The organism is Bacillus sp. JJ722, assembly GCF_036963345.1.
Classification (GTDB): Bacteria; Bacillota; Bacilli; order Bacillales; family DSM-1321; genus Bacillus_AD.
The window spans coordinates 33,429-50,991 of record NZ_JBALMO010000060.1; the positions used below are offsets into that span (position 1 = coordinate 33,429).

General features: G+C 35.3%; 17 protein-coding genes. 8 read left to right on the forward strand and 9 right to left on the reverse strand.

The annotated features are described in order from the left end of the window. Nucleotides 1-8: 8 nt before the first annotated feature. Complete coding sequence (locus V7014_RS09090) at nucleotides 9-1,034, forward strand: alpha/beta fold hydrolase (protein WP_335506322.1); 1,026 nt, start codon at nucleotides 9-11, stop codon at nucleotides 1,032-1,034. Between the two features lie 33 nt (nucleotides 1,035-1,067). Continuing rightward, nucleotides 1,068-2,237 carry an MFS transporter gene (locus V7014_RS09095; protein WP_335506323.1) on the forward strand — a complete coding sequence of 390 codons (1,170 nt, stop codon included), beginning with the start codon at nucleotides 1,068-1,070 and terminating at the stop codon, nucleotides 2,235-2,237. Between the two features lie 305 nt (nucleotides 2,238-2,542). Here V7014_RS09095 and V7014_RS09100 read toward each other — a convergent pair whose 3' ends face one another. After that, nucleotides 2,543-3,424 carry an AraC family transcriptional regulator gene (locus V7014_RS09100; RefSeq protein WP_335506325.1) on the reverse strand — a complete coding sequence of 294 codons (882 nt, stop codon included), beginning with the start codon at nucleotides 3,422-3,424 and terminating at the stop codon, nucleotides 2,543-2,545. A gap of 101 nt (nucleotides 3,425-3,525) precedes the next feature. Here V7014_RS09100 and V7014_RS09105 point away from each other — a divergent pair, with 101 nt between their 5' ends. Both V7014_RS09105 and V7014_RS09110 read left to right on the forward strand, forming a co-directional pair. Further along, a complete protein-coding gene (locus V7014_RS09105; protein ID WP_335506327.1) occupies nucleotides 3,526-4,455 on the forward strand; it encodes a DMT family transporter in 930 nt (309 codons plus the stop codon). A gap of 303 nt (nucleotides 4,456-4,758) precedes the next feature. Next, on the forward strand, nucleotides 4,759-5,124 hold the full coding sequence (locus tag V7014_RS09110; RefSeq protein ID WP_335506328.1) for a hypothetical protein: 366 nt from the start codon (nucleotides 4,759-4,761) through the stop codon (nucleotides 5,122-5,124). 876 nt (nucleotides 5,125-6,000) lie between these two features. Here the strand turns inward: V7014_RS09110 and V7014_RS09115 are convergent. After that, on the reverse strand, nucleotides 6,001-6,441 hold the full coding sequence (locus V7014_RS09115; RefSeq protein ID WP_335506330.1) for a CoxG family protein: 441 nt from the start codon (nucleotides 6,439-6,441) through the stop codon (nucleotides 6,001-6,003). Between the two features lie 291 nt (nucleotides 6,442-6,732). On the opposite strand from V7014_RS09115, the gene V7014_RS09120 reads away from it, so the two are divergent. The 4 genes from V7014_RS09120 (at nucleotide 6,733) to V7014_RS09135 (ending at nucleotide 9,129) form a co-directional block, all read left to right on the forward strand. Then, nucleotides 6,733-7,170 carry an SRPBCC domain-containing protein gene (locus V7014_RS09120; protein WP_335506332.1) on the forward strand — a complete coding sequence of 146 codons (438 nt, stop codon included), beginning with the start codon at nucleotides 6,733-6,735 and terminating at the stop codon, nucleotides 7,168-7,170. 190 nt (nucleotides 7,171-7,360) lie between these two features. Further along, a complete protein-coding gene (locus tag V7014_RS09125; RefSeq protein WP_335506334.1) occupies nucleotides 7,361-7,666 on the forward strand; it encodes a hypothetical protein in 306 nt (101 codons plus the stop codon). A 680-nt stretch (nucleotides 7,667-8,346) separates the two neighbouring features. Further along, the gene (locus V7014_RS09130) at nucleotides 8,347-8,811 is read left to right on the forward strand and encodes a hypothetical protein (protein WP_335506336.1); all 465 of its coding nucleotides are present in this window, start codon (nucleotides 8,347-8,349) and stop codon (nucleotides 8,809-8,811) included. A gap of 174 nt (nucleotides 8,812-8,985) precedes the next feature. Beyond that, on the forward strand, nucleotides 8,986-9,129 hold the full coding sequence (locus tag V7014_RS09135) for a hypothetical protein (protein WP_335506338.1): 144 nt from the start codon (nucleotides 8,986-8,988) through the stop codon (nucleotides 9,127-9,129). A 394-nt stretch (nucleotides 9,130-9,523) separates the two neighbouring features. Here the strand turns inward: V7014_RS09135 and V7014_RS09140 are convergent, their stop codons facing one another. From V7014_RS09140 to V7014_RS09170, 7 genes are all read right to left on the reverse strand, one after another. Then, the gene (locus V7014_RS09140) at nucleotides 9,524-10,717 is read right to left on the reverse strand and encodes a PDZ domain-containing protein (RefSeq protein WP_335506340.1); all 1,194 of its coding nucleotides are present in this window, start codon (nucleotides 10,715-10,717) and stop codon (nucleotides 9,524-9,526) included. 159 nt (nucleotides 10,718-10,876) lie between these two features. Next, entirely contained in the window at nucleotides 10,877-12,322 is a 1,446-nt protein-coding gene (locus V7014_RS09145) for a S41 family peptidase (RefSeq protein ID WP_335506342.1), read from the reverse strand. A gap of 493 nt (nucleotides 12,323-12,815) precedes the next feature. Continuing rightward, nucleotides 12,816-14,117, reverse strand: coding sequence for a murein hydrolase activator EnvC family protein (locus V7014_RS09150; protein WP_335506344.1), 1,302 nt, complete (start codon nucleotides 14,115-14,117; stop codon nucleotides 12,816-12,818). Nucleotides 14,118-14,203: 86 nt separating this feature from the next. Beyond that, a complete protein-coding gene (ftsX, locus tag V7014_RS09155) occupies nucleotides 14,204-15,088 on the reverse strand; it encodes a permease-like cell division protein FtsX (protein WP_335506346.1) in 885 nt (294 codons plus the stop codon). Beyond that, a complete protein-coding gene (gene ftsE / locus V7014_RS09160) occupies nucleotides 15,078-15,764 on the reverse strand; it encodes a cell division ATP-binding protein FtsE (protein WP_335506348.1) in 687 nt (228 codons plus the stop codon). Before ftsE ends, ftsX begins: the two co-directional genes overlap by 11 nt. A 315-nt stretch (nucleotides 15,765-16,079) precedes the next feature. Further along, a complete protein-coding gene (cccB, locus tag V7014_RS09165; RefSeq protein WP_335506350.1) occupies nucleotides 16,080-16,418 on the reverse strand; it encodes a cytochrome c551 in 339 nt (112 codons plus the stop codon). Between the two features lie 50 nt (nucleotides 16,419-16,468). Then, complete coding sequence (locus V7014_RS09170; RefSeq protein WP_335506352.1) at nucleotides 16,469-17,314, reverse strand: YitT family protein; 846 nt, start codon at nucleotides 17,312-17,314, stop codon at nucleotides 16,469-16,471. Nucleotides 17,315-17,563 lie beyond the last annotated feature (249 nt).

The following is a 17,563-nucleotide window of genomic DNA, read 5'->3' on the forward strand; positions in this document are numbered from 1 at the left end:
ATTTTGATATGAAAGATTATGAACTGTACGAACTGGGCGATGTGGAGCTGCAATCCGGTGACATCCTACCCAATGCCATTCTCGCGTATAAAACCTACGGTTTGTTGAATGCAGCCAAAAACAATGTGATCGTTTACCCTACCTGGTTTGCAGGTCGACATACCGATAACGAATGGTTGATTGGACCTGGCAAGGCACTGGACCCGGAAAAGTATTTTATCATCGTCCCCAATATGCTGGGAAACGGGTTGTCATCCTCACCAAGCAATACACCACCTCCTTATCACCAGGCCCACTTTCCGCACGTCTCTATTGATGATAATGTGCGACTCCAGCATCAGCTGGTTACAAAGAAATTTGGTATTACGAAAATTACCCTCGTTGTCGGTTGGTCACTTGGTGCTGTTCAGACCTTTCAGTGGGGGATTAACTACCCCGATATGGTCGAGAGAATCGCTCCATTCGGAGGAACCGCAAAAACCCGGCCTCATGCGAAGGTTGTATTCGAGGGAATGATTGCCGCTCTTCAGGCCGATGCTGCCTGGAAGGATGGTTTTTACAGTGAACAGCCGAAGGATGGATTGGCGGCTATGGGACGAGTTTATGCGGCTTGGGGCTTCTCTCAGGCATATTATCTGGAGCAGCTCTACAAGCAAGAGGGCTACAACACCTTGGAAGAGTATCTCGAAGATTACTGGGATCAAGTGTTTTTAACCTTTGACGCCAATGACCTGATTACCATGCTACGCACCGGCATCACCGGGGACATTAGCGCAAACCCGGTTTACAACGGAAACTTTGAGCTTGCATTAAGCAGGATTACTGCGAGGGCACTGGTCATGCCAGGAAGCACAGACCTGTTCTTCCCTCCGCAGGACAACGAATATGAAACCCGACATATGCCCAGCGCCATTTTTCTCCCGATTGAATCCAAATGGGGACATTGCGCAGGCATCGGACAGCATGAAGAGGATTCGGAATGGATAGATGAGCGTCTCAAGCGGTTCTTGCTCGGCGAAGATATTACAATATAACATATTCAAGAGATGGGGAAGGGGCGATCCGAATTGAAAAACAACACTATCATCTATATTCTGGCTCTTGCTGTTTTTTTGATAGGAACTATTGAATACATTATCACAGGGGTCATTGAAATGATCGCCGTGGATTTGGGAGTATCTACTTCTAAAGTCGGACTATTGGTAACTGTATTTGCTCTGGCAGCAGCCATTGTCGCTCCGATTCTGATCGCCTTAACGATTAATGTGGATCGTAAGAAGCTCTTATTGATTACCCTCGGTATTTTTATTGCCAGCAACGTACTGATGTTTATAAGTCCTTCTTATGAAACCGTACTATTAGTACGAATTGTTCAGGGAGTTAGCGGAGGAATTGCTACGGTGGTATCCATGGCAGTAGCCACTCGACTGGTTGAAAAAGAAAGAAGAGGCCGTGCTATCGGCATTATTTTGATGGGTCTCAGCAGTTCGCTTGTACTGGGAGTTCCGATTGGCACGTTTTTTAGTGAGATCTTTGGCTGGAGAGTTTTGTTTATTTTTATAGGTCTATTAAGCATTTTCCCATTACTTGTTGTCCACCAAAAAGTTCCAGCAATCAAGGAAGAAGAAGCTGTTACCCTAGGGATGCAGCTCTCCATTTTAAAAGATTCAAGGATTCTGACAGCTTTGGCCATTACTTTATTTTATATCGGCGGCTATTCTACGCTATTCACTTATATTACGCCTTTCTTGCAGGCTACATCCTCTCTTTCCATAGTAGAAATTAGTGGCGTTCTCTTCCTTGCAGGAGTTTGTAGCTTCGTTGGCTCAAGAATGGGGGGACAATTGGCAGATGCAAAGGGATCAAAATTTACAATTTGGCTAGGACTCCTGTTACAAGGAGCAACGCTCATTTTATTTGCTCTTTCTGGTACCAATCTCTTGTTCTTGATATTGGTTCTCATGATTTTCATGTTGGCAACCTGGAGCATCTCCCCTGCCCAACAGCTATATCTGGTCACTTTGGTACCTAGGAATCCGGATATAGCGTTAAGTGTGAATACATCCTTCATACAATTTGGCTTTGCACTAGGATCTGGGTTAGGTGGGCTTGTCATCAGCCGTGCATCCGTCCTGTATTTAAATTGGCTAGGTCTCGGTGCTGTAGGCATCGCTCTCCTTCTTGCCATTTTGCTATTCACAAAGATGAGCAGTGCTATGGTAACTAAAGAAAAATAAAATGGACTGAGCCAGAGGTGAGACTAAATATTGAGAGAGGCCTAGGCTTTAATGGCTTCCGCAAGGTCAGTATTCGTTAATCCATATTTGCTTATTAAATTAACGGGTGCAATCGTTGAAGAAGATCTAACTGAATATTAAATATTAGGCATGTTTCCAACAACCGAAACATGCTCTAATATTTATTCGTTATTGTTATTTAGAACATCCAGTATACAACTTGAAATACATTCTAATTAAAGAAATATCGGGATTTTATGAATCGTTTTTTTCATGATTAATTGGAATAGGGTTAAGGAAAGGTATTATTTCTTAACCTTTTTTTCATTTCTATATTTTTTGGGAGTGGTATGATAAGCTCGTTTAAATTTCTCTATAAAATAACTAACACTAGAAAAACCACATTCATTGGAAATTTCAGTAATTGTACTTCTAGTGCCAATTAGAAGGTTAATACTACGCTCTAAACGATAGTCAAGTATGTAATTAAAGGGTGTTCTTCCAACATGTTTTTTAAATAAGCGGATTGTTTCTGATTTACTTAAAAAGGTAATTTCAGCTAGTTTTTCAAGAGTAATTTGTAATTGATAATTAGTATGAATGTATTCAATAATCATTTTTACTCTTTGATCATAGATCGGATAATCGTTTGTAGAGTGAAAGGTAACCTCATTAAGTAATTCTTTTAAACACAAAAGGTACTGACTAGTTATGACCATTTCGAAGCCTTTTTCTTGTGCATTAAACGTATCAAATGTAGTTAATATCGCTTCTATAATATTGATGTGCCTTTCATTACGTGGGTTTAGTATCACATAAGGGGTACTTCCTTCTTGGATTAATGGGAGTATATATTTGGTTTGAATATGTTTATCGAATAATGGAATTCCTATATTCCAACAAATAAATGATGCATTTGAAGTTTTTCCATGAATTTCATGTACAACACCTGAATTAATAAAGGAACCCTCTCCTTTAGATATAGGAATTTTCCTTCCTAGAATATGGAGATCTATTGTACCGCTCTTTACCACTACAAATTGCAATTCTACATGCCAGTGTAAAGGGATATACCCTAAAATTGTTTTAGAAATATAGGTGTATTCTATAGAATGTAACCAATCTGGATCTGAATAAGGAATAAGTTCTTCATTTAGGGAATTTAAAATAATATTTCTAGTTTCCAAATATACCACCTCAATATTTATATACTTTTAGGTTGTATTTCAGTATAATTTTGTGATTTTTTACGATATATTATTCACATCTTAATATTATAGGTGATGTTATGATTAATACAACAAGAAGTCGTTTAGTTGGAATTATATTTGTTCTTTTAGGTGCAAGTTTTTGGGGGATTGGAGGTACAGCTGCTGATTATTTATTTAAGGTAGAGCAGATAAATATGAACTGGTATGTCTCGACAAGGCTTATTATTAGTGGTTTGTTACTATTAGGGGTACAAGTGCTTTTAACAAACACTAAAAAGGTTTTTGCCATATGGAAAGATTCAAATAAAAGAATACCTTTAATCATTTTTAGTTTGTTTGGAATGTTATTAGTTCAGTATTCATATATGGCTTCTATTGAAGCTGGTAATGCTGCCGTAGCAACATTGCTACAGTATTTAGCTCCTATATATATAATAATTTGGTTAATATATAAAGGACAACAAAAATTACATGTATCAGATATCATAGCTATTTTGACAACAATTATTGGAACACTACTCTTATTAACTAATGGTTCATTTCAAGGATTGTCCGTATCAAGTGTAGCAATTATATGGGGATTTATTTCAGGAGTATCTCTATCTTTCTACACCCTATATGCTCGTAATCTACTTCATTTCTATTCATCCGTAACCGTTGTTGGTTGGGCAATGATTATTTCAGGTGTTTTTATGAATTTTATCCATCCAATCTGGAAAGTTGAAACAAATGATTGGACGTTATCAACTATAATTGTATTAGCTTTTACTATATTTTTCGGAACAACTCTTGCTTTTTGGATGTTTATTAAGAGCTTGGAATATTTAGAAGCAAAAGAGACAACTTTACTAGGTACAGTAGAGCCTCTAACAGCAGTCGTTAGTAGTATCGTTTGGTTAAGCCTTCCTTTTGGTATTTGGCAAATGATTGGAATGATATTAATTTTAGTTCTAGTAGTTTATTTATCATTACAAAAGAAAGAACAGGTAGCAATAGAAGCAGATTAGCGTTCCTATAATTAATAACATTGATTCTACTCCCTGCTTAGTTTGTGAATAAATACACTTAAAGAATAGAGTGCTTTACTTCTATATCAAGAGCTTTGAACAGCTCTTTTTTGTTCTTCCACAAACGGTGCAGGTTAATTGAAGAGTGTTATTTAACTTGTGTTCAACAATGGGCCAGAATGTTGAGAATCCCTCTCAAAGATAGTTAGTTAGTTATGTTAAAATATTGCGAGTGAAATTTCTTAACGATTTTATCAAATATCAAGCAAAATAATTCAGAAACGAAGAAAGGACATTACTATTATGGAAAACGTATCAAATGTAGATAAATCGGAATCAATAAAATCTTTACAATCAACAATCAGTAAACTTGAAAATGCCTTGTCCCAGATGACTCAGAAAGGCGCAAATACTACCTTAGTAAAGAAACGACTCAAAGCTGTTTGCATCGGCTTAGCAATGCTAGAAAACGTTTGGAATCAAAGACCCCATTATTACAACCAGGAAGATTTAGCAGAAGCTCGCAATGTTCTTACTGGTTTATTTCCATCAATTGAGAACATTTATGTTAAGTTAAAGGCTGGTAGTCCCCAAAGAACGCTTTTAGAAAGAAGAATTAAAGCGTTAGAACTAGCTATTCAAGCGATTGACGATCTTTTCAATAAATAACTTCTAATTAACTAGAGTAACTGCTGCAATAGCAGAAGATTAAGTTGTAATTTATGCAGCTTATTTTGTTTGGAATAAACGGAGCAGCATTCCTGTAATGAATGAAAAAGAGGGTTAAGATTTTAATCTCGAAAATTACAAAGTTTGTGACGGTGTACATGTAAACAAATGGTGCTAGAGTTTAAGATCAAGGCTACTAATGAGCAGTCTTTTTCGTTATGCAGCTATCGGAGCAGGTTAGCGGAAGAAGGAAAATGAATTTTTTATAATGTAATTGTTATAAATATTTTCAAAAGGATGGAGAATATATGGAATTCATACCCATTGATGTAATTAAACATAGAGATTATGTAATTCCTTTAATGATGAGACTGCTAAAAAGCAGTCTTTTTTTATAGTGTGTAGTGACAATAAAGTCATTTAAAAATATGTTGTTCAAAGTGCATTCTTATGTTAACAACGGACTTGATTCTCAAAATAAAGTTGCTTAAAAAACGGTAGAATGCGAGTTTACGCGATCATTTTTAAACAACTTTATTGTCATTCGACAGACATCTTGCTAAAAATAAGAGTAATCGTCTGCTTAACGGTTGTTTTAGGTGCTTCCCACTAGGTCTTTCACTATCTTCTTCACATTATTGAGTGATACAAGAATATAGCCCCAAAATGAAAAATGGACGCCTATCCTTGTTCAAGGATTGCGACCGATTCTGGAACAATGAAAAAAGAGACCATCCTTTTTTGGACAGCCCCCATTCCACTAATTATAAAATTTCTAGTAGAACTCTATATCGTTACATTGGTCACATCAGAATGTTACCATTTATACTTCAGAGATGGTATCTCCAAAATGAATCGGATTTCAATCTTTGAAAGCTATGAGAATACTACAATTTTACGTGCGATAGATTCTGTTAAACGAGATGCTACTTTTGGAACAGCCCATTTAATAATTGGTGTTAACACCGCACCAGATAATCCGCCTGCATGGACTTCCACCGAACAAGTCATTATTGTTTTACCATTAACATCTTCTGCAGTAAAGTGACCGCTTCCTGTAAAATTATCTGATAAACCTTTTAGTTCAAACTTAATATTTGAAGGTTCATTCCATTCGGTAATATCTACCTGCGCTTGTATTGTTTTTTTAATACCTTTCACACTACCTTCAAATGTCCAAATAGATTGCTTGTCATTTATGATTTCATGTTCTTTATAGGCTGGTACTGTCGTTGCCCATTTTTCGAGATCACTAACATAATCCCAAACTGCTTGTACATCTACTGGAACTACTACAGTATGCGTTCCCGTTGCCATTATGATCCCCACCTTCACTATGTATGAATTGAACTTTACATTTCTACAAAATAATTATTACATAAAAAGCATAAACTTACATCATTAATTATACATAGCTTTCCTTCTTCTAATCCTCCACAATCTGGTCCGATTGTTGAATAACATGACTGGCGTGGCGTGTTTTAAACAACTTTATTGTTACTTAACATATTGAACAAACGGTGCAGGTTAGTATAACAAGAAATACATTTTCGTATTAATTCACAACATGTAAAATGATAGTATGAAATGAATTAAGGGGAAGATATAATGACTAAAAAACTGATTGTAAAAGATGAAGTTCTCATCGAGGCAACTCCTTCAAGTGTGTGGGAGGTACTCATTAAACCAAAATATGTAGCACAATGGGATGAACTTCCAGAAAATTACCCTAATGAAGATATGTCTAAGGGAAGTAAAGTTGTTTGGGAACATCCTAACGGTGAACAGACTATAACAACAATCATTAACGCGGAAGAAATGAAGGAATTAAAAATTGCGTTATACCAATCGAATTGGGAAGTAAAACCGAATGAAGGTGATGTAGCGTATCTGTATCAGTTAGAAGACCGAAATGGTAGTACACTTTTAAAAATTGAAATAGGTGATTTTTCACTTATCAAAAATGGTCAAATGTATTATGATGCCTCCGTTGACTTTGCATCAAAATCTAAACAAGTGATTAAAGAATTAGCAGAAAATCAATAAAATTAATATCATAATAAAAGATGCCCCTTTTAAGCTAACGGGCGCATTAGCAGAAGATCAGAGCTGTCATATAGACGGCTTTTTCTTATGCAGCTAAAGTGGCAGTTTAGTTGAAGATTGAAAAATGATAAATTAAAGAAAACAGATAGCGTTCTTTTTCTTTTTAGCTTGGGAATGGGGGATGGAAACAATGGGATTAGATGTGCAACTATTTGATAGTGATGATAATGAGTTAAGTCTGTTTGAAATTGAACAACACTTCCACGATGCTATTTTTTATGAAACGAAGAACTGGGGAAGTTACCAATATCTAAGAAAAATCAAGGATTATTATGCTCCCAATATTTATTGGAATAAAGAAGAACTTAAGGAATTTATTGATGATTTGAATAGTTACAAGATATTTATAGGCAAAGAGTATCTACCTCATTTAAATTCTTTAATTGACAGGCTAAGTGATGAGAGGATAAGTAGAATTCGCATTACGGGAGATTAAGTAGCTATTCCATCTTCAATAAACGGGTGCTTTACTTCAATAAGGAGTAAGGCTTTTTTCTTCTTAAACTAAAGATGCAGGATAATTCAATAAGCAATGGATGAAATTTCATTTTAATACACTTATTAAATTCGATTATTATTAGTAGTAATAAAGAAAATATGAACAAGTAGAAAAATGGAGGAAAACTACATATATTTCTTACACTGCACAGAAAAGGTGATTACTTGAAAAAGAGGTTAATATTATTTTTTATTCAGTTCGCATTATCATTTCCCGCAATATTGATTATAATGCAATATATTGCAAATAATAATTTAAGTACATTCGGGATGATTTGGAGAATGGTTATGTTCCTAATATTGGTCATAGCACTTCAAAAGATTTCATTTTCCTTCAAAAATATTCCTTCATATCAAATAAATATATTTTTTTTTATTAATTTAATATTAGTTGTTGTAATTATAGCTGTTTTATTAGAGTCCAATATAATAATGATAAATGGTTTGTGAGGAATTACACTTAAACTATCAGGTGCATTAGTAGAAGATCAAGGCTGTCACTTAGGCAGCTTTTTCTAATGCAGCTAAAGGGCAGGTTAGTACTATAATTGTAATATTTAGAATGCATATATAATTAGTGTTAATATTAAGAAAATAAGTAATGAAGGAGAATAATTTATGAGGAAACTAACTATGATGTTAATTTTATTACTTGTTCTTGTTGCTTGTTCGAATGAAAAATCTACTGAAGTTAAAAAAGAAGAAAATGATAATGCTACTACTGAACAAGTTGAAAAGAAAAAGATAACAAAAGAGTTTGTAAAAAAGAATGCCCAAGCTGGTTTGTCTTTTGATGAAGTTAGAGAAATTTTTGGAACCGAACAGTATTCTGGGATTATGGATAATACTATGACTTTCATTTACGATTCAACTTCATATAAACCAGTTGAATATGACCGACTAAGTGGTTCGGTAGCGTTTGATGATTTAAAGTCAGGCAACCTAGACTATCAGTTGTATATTAATTTTGTAGAAGAAAAAGCTGTTTATTACCAGTATTATTTTGAAGGTGAAGATGGTGAAGTTTGGGGATATACAGTATCTAGTGACGGTGATAATTTGACTAGGAATTCTGGCAACTAATCTAAGTGAAAGAGTACACTTAAGCTAACGGGTGCTTTAATATATTAGGAACTGTGATTGCAGTTCCTTTTTCTTTTCTTATGTCACAAAAGTTGCAGAATAGCTCAATAAAAAATTACTATATGGTAAGATTATGATAATAACTAAGAAATAGTAAGGGAGATAATTTTTTGAATGGATACTATGATTTTAATTATATTAGTAGCTTCAGTCGTTATTATGATTGAAGTGTTTGGCATAGGTGTTAATCTTAGGAAAGCAAATAAACAAAATCAGGAAATTATAGATTTGTTAAAACAATTGAATAATAAAAAATAAAATATTCACTTCAAACATATATTATTCCATCAAAGCGAGCTAAAGTCATTTCCATTCAATAATCTACCAATGGGGCAGCATTCCTGTAAGGAATGCACTTATAAATTATGCAAAAATCAACAAAGTTTGTGAATTATTACACTTAAACTATCGGGTGCGTTAGTTGAAAAAGAATGAACATAACATATTAGTCATATAAAATATGTTATGTCCATTAATTTAATTATCTTTTTTTAATTTAGGTCTTGATAAGATCCTTAAGAAACATGCTTAATTTTTTGTTTAATATTCTTTTTTACATGTCCAGAATGTAACTAGAATGCCACTCTAATTAAAGATGAAAAACCATTCTACTTATTATAAGAAAATTCTAACGAATGATGAAAAATCACAGTTACCCAATCTTCTTAGAACTTCTCTCTTCAGGAATAAAGAGAATGCCAAGCTCATAATGTTCACCCTGGAAAAGCGCTCTCTGCACAAATCGAATCTGATTATTAGAATCTAATACTTCCAGCTTACAATGCGCTAGATTATATTGTAATGCTTCATATAATTGCTTTTCACTATGTACGGGAGTTCCATTTACTTTTGTTATGATTTCACCGACTTCTAGAGCCATTTTCTCAGCTGGTGAATGCGGTATAATACCTAAAATAAGTACTCCATGATCTCGTTGTGAGAAATAAAAAGAAGATTGTTGTTCGTGAAGTTTATTAAAATAATGAATACTCTCTCTTCCTAGAATAGCAATGGCTGCTACTGCAATCGTAAGAATAGGCCACCATATGCTACCGATTGCAACCGCTAATACTATAAACCCTAAAGCGATGATTCTTAATCCGCTAACTTTAATGGACTCTTTCGGTAAGCTTCCCTGTACTTGCTGTGAGAAGCCCAGTAAGAATGGAATAAGAATCGGGGTTACTTGCACATCATCACCTAATGATAATAGAGGCCACCATTCAAAAGGAGCGGCTAGCTCACCTCCTGGAACAAAGAGCATTAGCGGCACCATCCATACTCTTCTTGAAATATGAGCGCCAACAGTCATACCCCTATTCGACGTAATCAGCTTAGGAGAAGAACTCTTAAACGCATTTTTCATAATTAAGATTCCTTCAGCAATGATTAATAATCCCATTACAATCGCTAATACTGGAAAGAGCTGACCATCCATTTCTTTTATCGCATCTCCTAGAAATGGAATAGGAACCTCTTTTTTGAATAAGAAAAACAATACAAAAATAGTAATTCCTATTACATACGTAGGGGATAAGAGTCTAAATTTCCCTATTAAACTCATGATAATTGTAAGAATGACGATAACTTGTATGGCAGCAATAGGTATCGTTAAGCCTACTGCAACCGTCATAATCGAAAATAATAAACCTATTAAAATACCTAATGGTAATAGATTTCTCATTTCATATAACCCATCTTGCACACGAATTTTAAAGTCTTTTCTTTCCTGCTTGACACGTCGATAACCAATTACGATACAAATCAAAAAGGAATAGTAAAATAGTGGATTCAAAAAGAGTTTTCCGATGCCCGATAATAATTCTACGACCCATTCCGTTCCCACCTAAGTACACCTTCCTTTCACAATATACTAAATATGCTAACTACTATTCTATCAAAGACAAGCTGCAATTCCTATTCCCAAAATAATTGGGCGTGCTAGATGAGTTCTCCCTGAACATAAAAACAAGCACTTGCTCCATCACAAGTGCTCGATCAACTTCTATTTCAACAAATATCGAATAGCTGCTCGCAGCTGAATATCGTTGTCTTCATCTTTGATTTCCTCTTTAATCTTCTGTTCTAACGCTTCAGCGGTTTTTACATTGATATTCCCTGTTGATTTTATTCCTTCACTATTTTGAAATGCTTTCACAGCTATTTCTGTTCGCAAATCATAATAACCATCTTCTCTCCCTGGATCATAACCTAAGCCCTGTAACATTTCTTGTGCATGCTTCACTTGCTCACTTGTCATATCACGTTTTAAGGATTTTTCGATATTCAACGGTTGTGTCCAGAATAAGGCAGGCTGCTTAATAGCAATTGTAGGTTCAATACCTTTCTGATGAATCCAATTTCCATTCGGTGTTAACCACTTGGAAACGGTTAGCTTAACATCACTACCATCATCCATCGGAATCGCTTGCTGAACTGTTCCCTTACCATAGGATTTTTCACCAATAAGGGCATATCCACCTGCTTCATGAAGAGCTGCTGCTAATATTTCAGATGCCGAAGCACTTCCTCTATCAATCAGAGCAACGATATTATATGGCTTCTTTTCTTCTAACTTCGTGTAGTATTCCGTTTGTTCTCCATTTCGATATTCAGTTTGTAAGTATGGATTTTCATTCGTTATTAATTCATTCAGAATCTCTTCTACAGAAGAAAGCAAACCACCTGGATTACCTCGCACATCAATAATCAATCCCTTAATTTTCTCTCTCTCAAGTGCCTTTAATTGCTTCCTAAAATCTTTCGATGTATCTTTTGAAAAAGACGATAATTCAATATAACCGATTTTTGTTCCATTTTCTTCTTTCACTTCAGATGTAACGGTTTCAACTGGAATTTTATCTCTCTTAATCGTAAACAATTGCGTTTTGGAAACCCCTGATCGCTTAATCTCAAGCGTTACTTTCGTTCCCTGCTTACCGCGAATTTTCATACTGATTTCTTGCACATTTAATCCTTTAACCGTTTTACCATCTATGGAAATAATTTCGTCTTTTGGCTTTAGACCCGCTTTTTCAGCTGGAGAATTTTTATAAGGAGCAACAATGATGACTTTATCATGTTCTACTCCTATTTCCGTACCTATTCCATCAAAAGATGAATCTAAAGATTGATTAAACTGTTCAGAAACTTCTTTATCCATATATACAGAATAAGGATCATTCAAGGTTGAAACCATCCCTTGAATAGCTCCAGACAACAGTACATCTTCTTCAACTTCTTCAATATAATACTTACTAATCAAATCATAAGCTTGTTCCACTTTTTCCAAGTCTACATCCTCGGTTTGTACAGCTGAGTTATTTTCTGGCTTGTCTTTCTTTGGTGCATTCCACTTTAGAAAAAGGTTAGGCTCTATATACATTCCCCCTGCAACACCAAGTGTTAGCGAAGTAACGATTGCTGTAGGAAGCACCCACTTTTTAGTCATATATTACTCCTTTCAAAAAGAGGTTGCTTCTGTAGACTGATTTTATTTGCAAAACTGTTACAACAGGCTCTTTTTAATCACTATAGGTTTTATATTTATATGTATGAAAAGCCTAAATAATTTATGTTAAGAAAAAGCCAAGCTCTATTCAAAAAACCTACTAAAACAAAATAGTTTCAGTAGGTTTGTCTGAATGGTTTCTTTAAAGATTGCAATCAAATAGAAGAAGAGGTTGTCCAATAAGTCCTATTTACGATCTTTGTTTGATTGATGGGAAAGTAATTCTTTAGATCTTCAAGAAGTTACATGGGTTTCATCTAGAACGAAAGCGCTAATAAAGTGAAACTTTAATTGGGTTCTTACTGGCTTAATCTCCCTCTTAAACGCCTTCGTTTTAAAGTGGAAGTCTTAGCGCCGGTTAGAACGGAATAAAGCATAAAAGGGCGTCCGAAAAGTGATTTCAATCACTTTTCGAACAGCCCTTTTCTCTTTCTTATAGAGGAACAATTCCTACTGGGTTAATCGCACCGCTCTTAGAAGGTGTCCAGCTACCTTTATGTAATTCAAAGTGTAGATGTTGACCTTTCGATTCACCTGTATTTCCCATAATACCTATTTGTTGGCCTTTACTAACTGTTGCTCCAGTCCCTACCATACGACTTTCCATATGTGCATAAACAGTTGTATAAATTTGACCGTCTATAGAATGCGTAATAAATACTGCATTACCATATGAAGAAGAATAGTAAGATCGTGCTACAACTCCATCTGCAGCTGCCACGATTGGTACATCAGCCGAATTCGCAATATCTACTCCAGAGTGCATTGTACCCCAGCGTGCACCAAAACCTGACGTTAACGTACCTACAGCTGGTCTTGTAAAAGCACCCGCTGATACTGTTGGCGTTTGATTGCTACTACTTCCTGAACTACTGCTACCACCTGAGCTACCAGAGCCTCCTGAAGTGCTTGGAGCCGTTTGTTGAGCTGCTCTTTTACGCGCTTCTTCTAATTCTTTTTGACGTTGCTTCTCAAGCTCAATTGCTTTACTAATTGATGCTTGCTGAGCTGCTAACATCTCATCTTCTTCTTCTAAGCTCATTTTATATGTATGAGTGTTCTTTTCTTCTTTTTCTAATTGAGCCATCAATTTATCTTTTTGAGCTTTTTGGTTTGATAGTTGAGTCTTCATTGCTACTAAATCTTTTTTCATAGATTCTAAGGAAGCCAGTTTGTTTTCTACTTGTCTTTGATTCTCTTCAAGTTGCTTCTTATCCGCTTCATGTTGTTTTACTAAATCTTCGTCTGCCTGCATAATTTGAGAAACAGCTGACACACGATCAATTAAGTCAACAAAACTTGATGCACCGAAAACGACTTCAAGATAATTTGGATCCCCGCCATTTTCTTGGAACGTTAATGCACGTTGTTTTAATACTTCATTACGCTTAGCAATACGATCTTTCAGAACAACAATCTCTTCCTTAAGCTTTTCTATTTCAGCTTTTGTCTTTGTGATTTGTTCATTTTTTTCACGAATTTTCGCATTTGTATCGCCGATTGATAAATCTATTTTTTTCATTTCAGCACGTGTTTTATCTTGCTGACCTTGTAGTTGTTTGATTTTTTCATCTGCTGTATTAACTTTAGATTCTAAACCAGAGCGTTGATCTTGAATCTGACTTTTCTTATTCTCTAAGCTATTAATAGATTCCGCACTCGCAGCAGGAGCAGCAAGAATACCACTCAGGCCTATTGCAACTGTTGCATTTAAAACGAATAACTTACTTCTCAATATCCTCGTCACCCTTCTCTCTATCTCTTTAATATTCTAGTAATCTAGGCAATAAGATGCGGACCAAGAAATAGCCCGCATCCATGTTAAATTTTCAAGAACTTACGTACAGACATCATACTTCCCCAAACACCAATTACAGCACCAAGTAGAATTAATACACCAGATACTTGGTATATGAAAGGACTAAATGATAGTAATTCTACAAACTTATTGTCCACACGAGCCGTCATATAATCGTGCAGGTTATAGTAAGTTGTTGAAATTAAGATGATTGGAATAACCGATCCTAAAACACCTAACCATAAGCCTTCTAAGAAGAACGGCCAACGGATAAAGGAGTTGGTTGCACCTACTAATCGCATAATCTCAATTTCTTTTCTACGCGCAACAATAGTAATCTTGATGGTATTCGAGATTAAGAACATAGCAGTAAATAGTAAACCAATTGTCAATACTAGTCCAATGTTTCTCGCAATATCAACAAAATCAAATAGTTTCTCTACATATTCCTTACCGTATTGAACACTATCGACAAACTCAAAGTTGGAAATTTCCTTCGCTACACTTGTAACATCTGTTGGTGTTTTTGTTTTCACTTCATACACATTACGTAGCGGGTTATCTTGTTCAAATAAACTAAACGATTCACCAAGTGAATCTTTTAACTTATTTAACTCTTCGTCTTTCGTTGAATAGTTAATAGTATCTATTTTCTTTATTTTCTCCAACTCAGCACCTAATTGATCAATGTCTGCTTGAGTTGCTGCAACATCAATATGCACACGAATCTCTACATCATTCTCAACGTTATTTGCAAAATTGTTTAAGTTCATCATAATAACAAAGAATACACCTACGAGTAGTAGCGTAACTGTTACAGAACTAATTGATGCAAATGTCATCCAACCATTACGTCCAAGGCTCTTAAAGCTCTCTCTAAAGTGACGTTTAAGACTATTAATATTCATATCCGTAGTCACCTCGTTGTTCATCTCGTATAATCTTTCCGCCTTCAATAGCGATTACACGATGTCTTAAATTGTCTACAATCTCTTTATTATGAGTAGCCATTACTACCGTAGTTCCACGCTTGTTTACTTCTTCGAAAATATTCATAATTTCCCATGAAGTCTCTGGATCCAAGTTTCCTGTTGGTTCATCGGCAATAACTACTTTCGGTTTGTTTACAATCGCACGTGCAATTGACACACGCTGTTGCTCTCCACCCGAAAGCTCATCTGGAACCATACGTGCCTTATGCTTTAATCCAACAAGGTCAAGTACTTCCATAACGCGCTCTTTAATCTCTTTCGGTTCTATCTCTATAACTTCTAATGCAAAAGCAATATTCTCGAATATAGTTAGAGTAGGTAATAGTTTAAAATCTTGAAAAACTACTCCAATATTTCTTCTAAAGATAGGAACTTTAGAATTTCTTATTTTAGCTAGGCTAACACCGTTCACCGTAATAGTGCCACTAGTAGGTTTTTCTTCACGATACATCATTTTAATAAATGATGATTTACCCGCACCACTTGGTCCAACTACGTAAACGAATTCGCCTTTTTTAATCTTAACGCTAATTCCATTTACAGCAATTACGCCATTAGGATAAGTTTTATTAACATTAACCATTTCTATCATAAAAAAAACCACCTATATTTCGCTCTGTTCATACTATACAGGGCTTATTCAGTATAAAAGCCTGTTTTCGACAGGCTTCGTTCATATGATGCAATATTATACACTCTATACGACTAACATAAGCAATTATATCATCAAATTTTGTCACATAGAGATTAAATAATATTACATTTATATTTCAAATTCATTTGATAAGATACTCGTATTTGTAACGATTTCCCTTAAAGTCAACCTTGTCATTCTAACGTAAAACTAACAATAAAAAAAGCTAAACCTATTATGATTAGGTATAGCTCATTTGTTTACTAGATTTTGTTATTTTTTCTCCGCTAACCATGCAGCCATTTTTGTCGAAGATTCGGCTGGAATAAGACCATCAGGCATTGCACCTTTACCTTCATTAATAATCTTTTCAATCTCTTCTTTTGAAAGTGACGCTCCTACTTTATCAAGAGCCGGACCTACACCGCCTTCAAGATTCCCCCCGTGACAACTTGAACATTTATTTTCATATAACTCCGCTTCTTCACCAGCATCAGCAGTTGTCGTACCTGCATCTCCCTTATCAGCTGGTTTTTCTTCTGCTTTATCTCCACCACATGCTGCCAAAACAAGAGAAGTACCCAAAAACAAAGCAAGTAGCTTTTTGTTCATACAAACTCCCCCTTAGTAAAAATTTACTAATACATCAATATTATACCATATTATCCATTAGTAAAACCTTTGCCTAGTACTTCTGATGCATCGGTAACAACTACAAAGGCGTGTGGATCAATGCTTTTCACCAGTTGTTTCAATTTTGTGAATTGCACATTATCTACAACACAAAGCAATACAGGTTTATCACTATCTGTATATCCACCTTTTCCACTAAGCTCTGTAACGCCGCGATCAATTTTTTCAAAAATTGCTTTACGAATCGCTTCATCTTTATTGGTAATAATTAACGTCATTTTCGTACGATCAAATCCCATTTGTATAAGATCAATTGTTTTAGCAGTAGCAAATAGACCAATTAACGCATATAAACCTTTCTCAACATCAAAGATAAAACAGGCCGCTAATACAATTAAACCGTCTATAAAAGCAACGCACTTCCCTAAGCTAATATGTGTATATTTGTGAAGAATTTGTGCTGCTAAATCTGTCCCTCCCGTAGATGCTTTTCCACGAAAGACAATCCCTAAGCCAAGTCCAACACCCATTCCACCAAAGATTGAACCAAGCAATGCATCCGTCGTCCAAGGGTCCCAACTTTTTGTTAAAAACACGACAAACGGCAAGAAGATTGTTCCAACTAACGTCTTTACACTAAATTGTGAACCTAGTAATATAAACCCCGCAATAAATAACGGAATATTTAATGACCATTGTACAAACGCAGGCTCTAAACCGAACTTGGCATACATAATCGTACTAATACCACTTACTCCACCTGAAGCAATTTGATTCGGAAGTAGAAACACATTAAAGGCAATTGCGACAATCGCAGATCCTACCAATACGTTTACATACTCCATTACTTTATTCCAAAACCTTACGTTATTCATGAATATCCCCCGCATAATAATCTTATAAAAAAGAGGTATAATTTTCTTTTTCACCAAAAATGAGTATAGCACCACGTTGAAAAACGGTAAATAACAGCTAGATAACGTACTAAAGCAATCAATCTTCTTTTAGTGTTACCTAAGCAGCTTTATTCATGACAAGATTCTACTCGTAAGGGATTTATGTACAAAAGAAATGCGGAAGCGACCGGTTAGCTCCGTATGAACTGGAGCCCTCCGACTGAGATA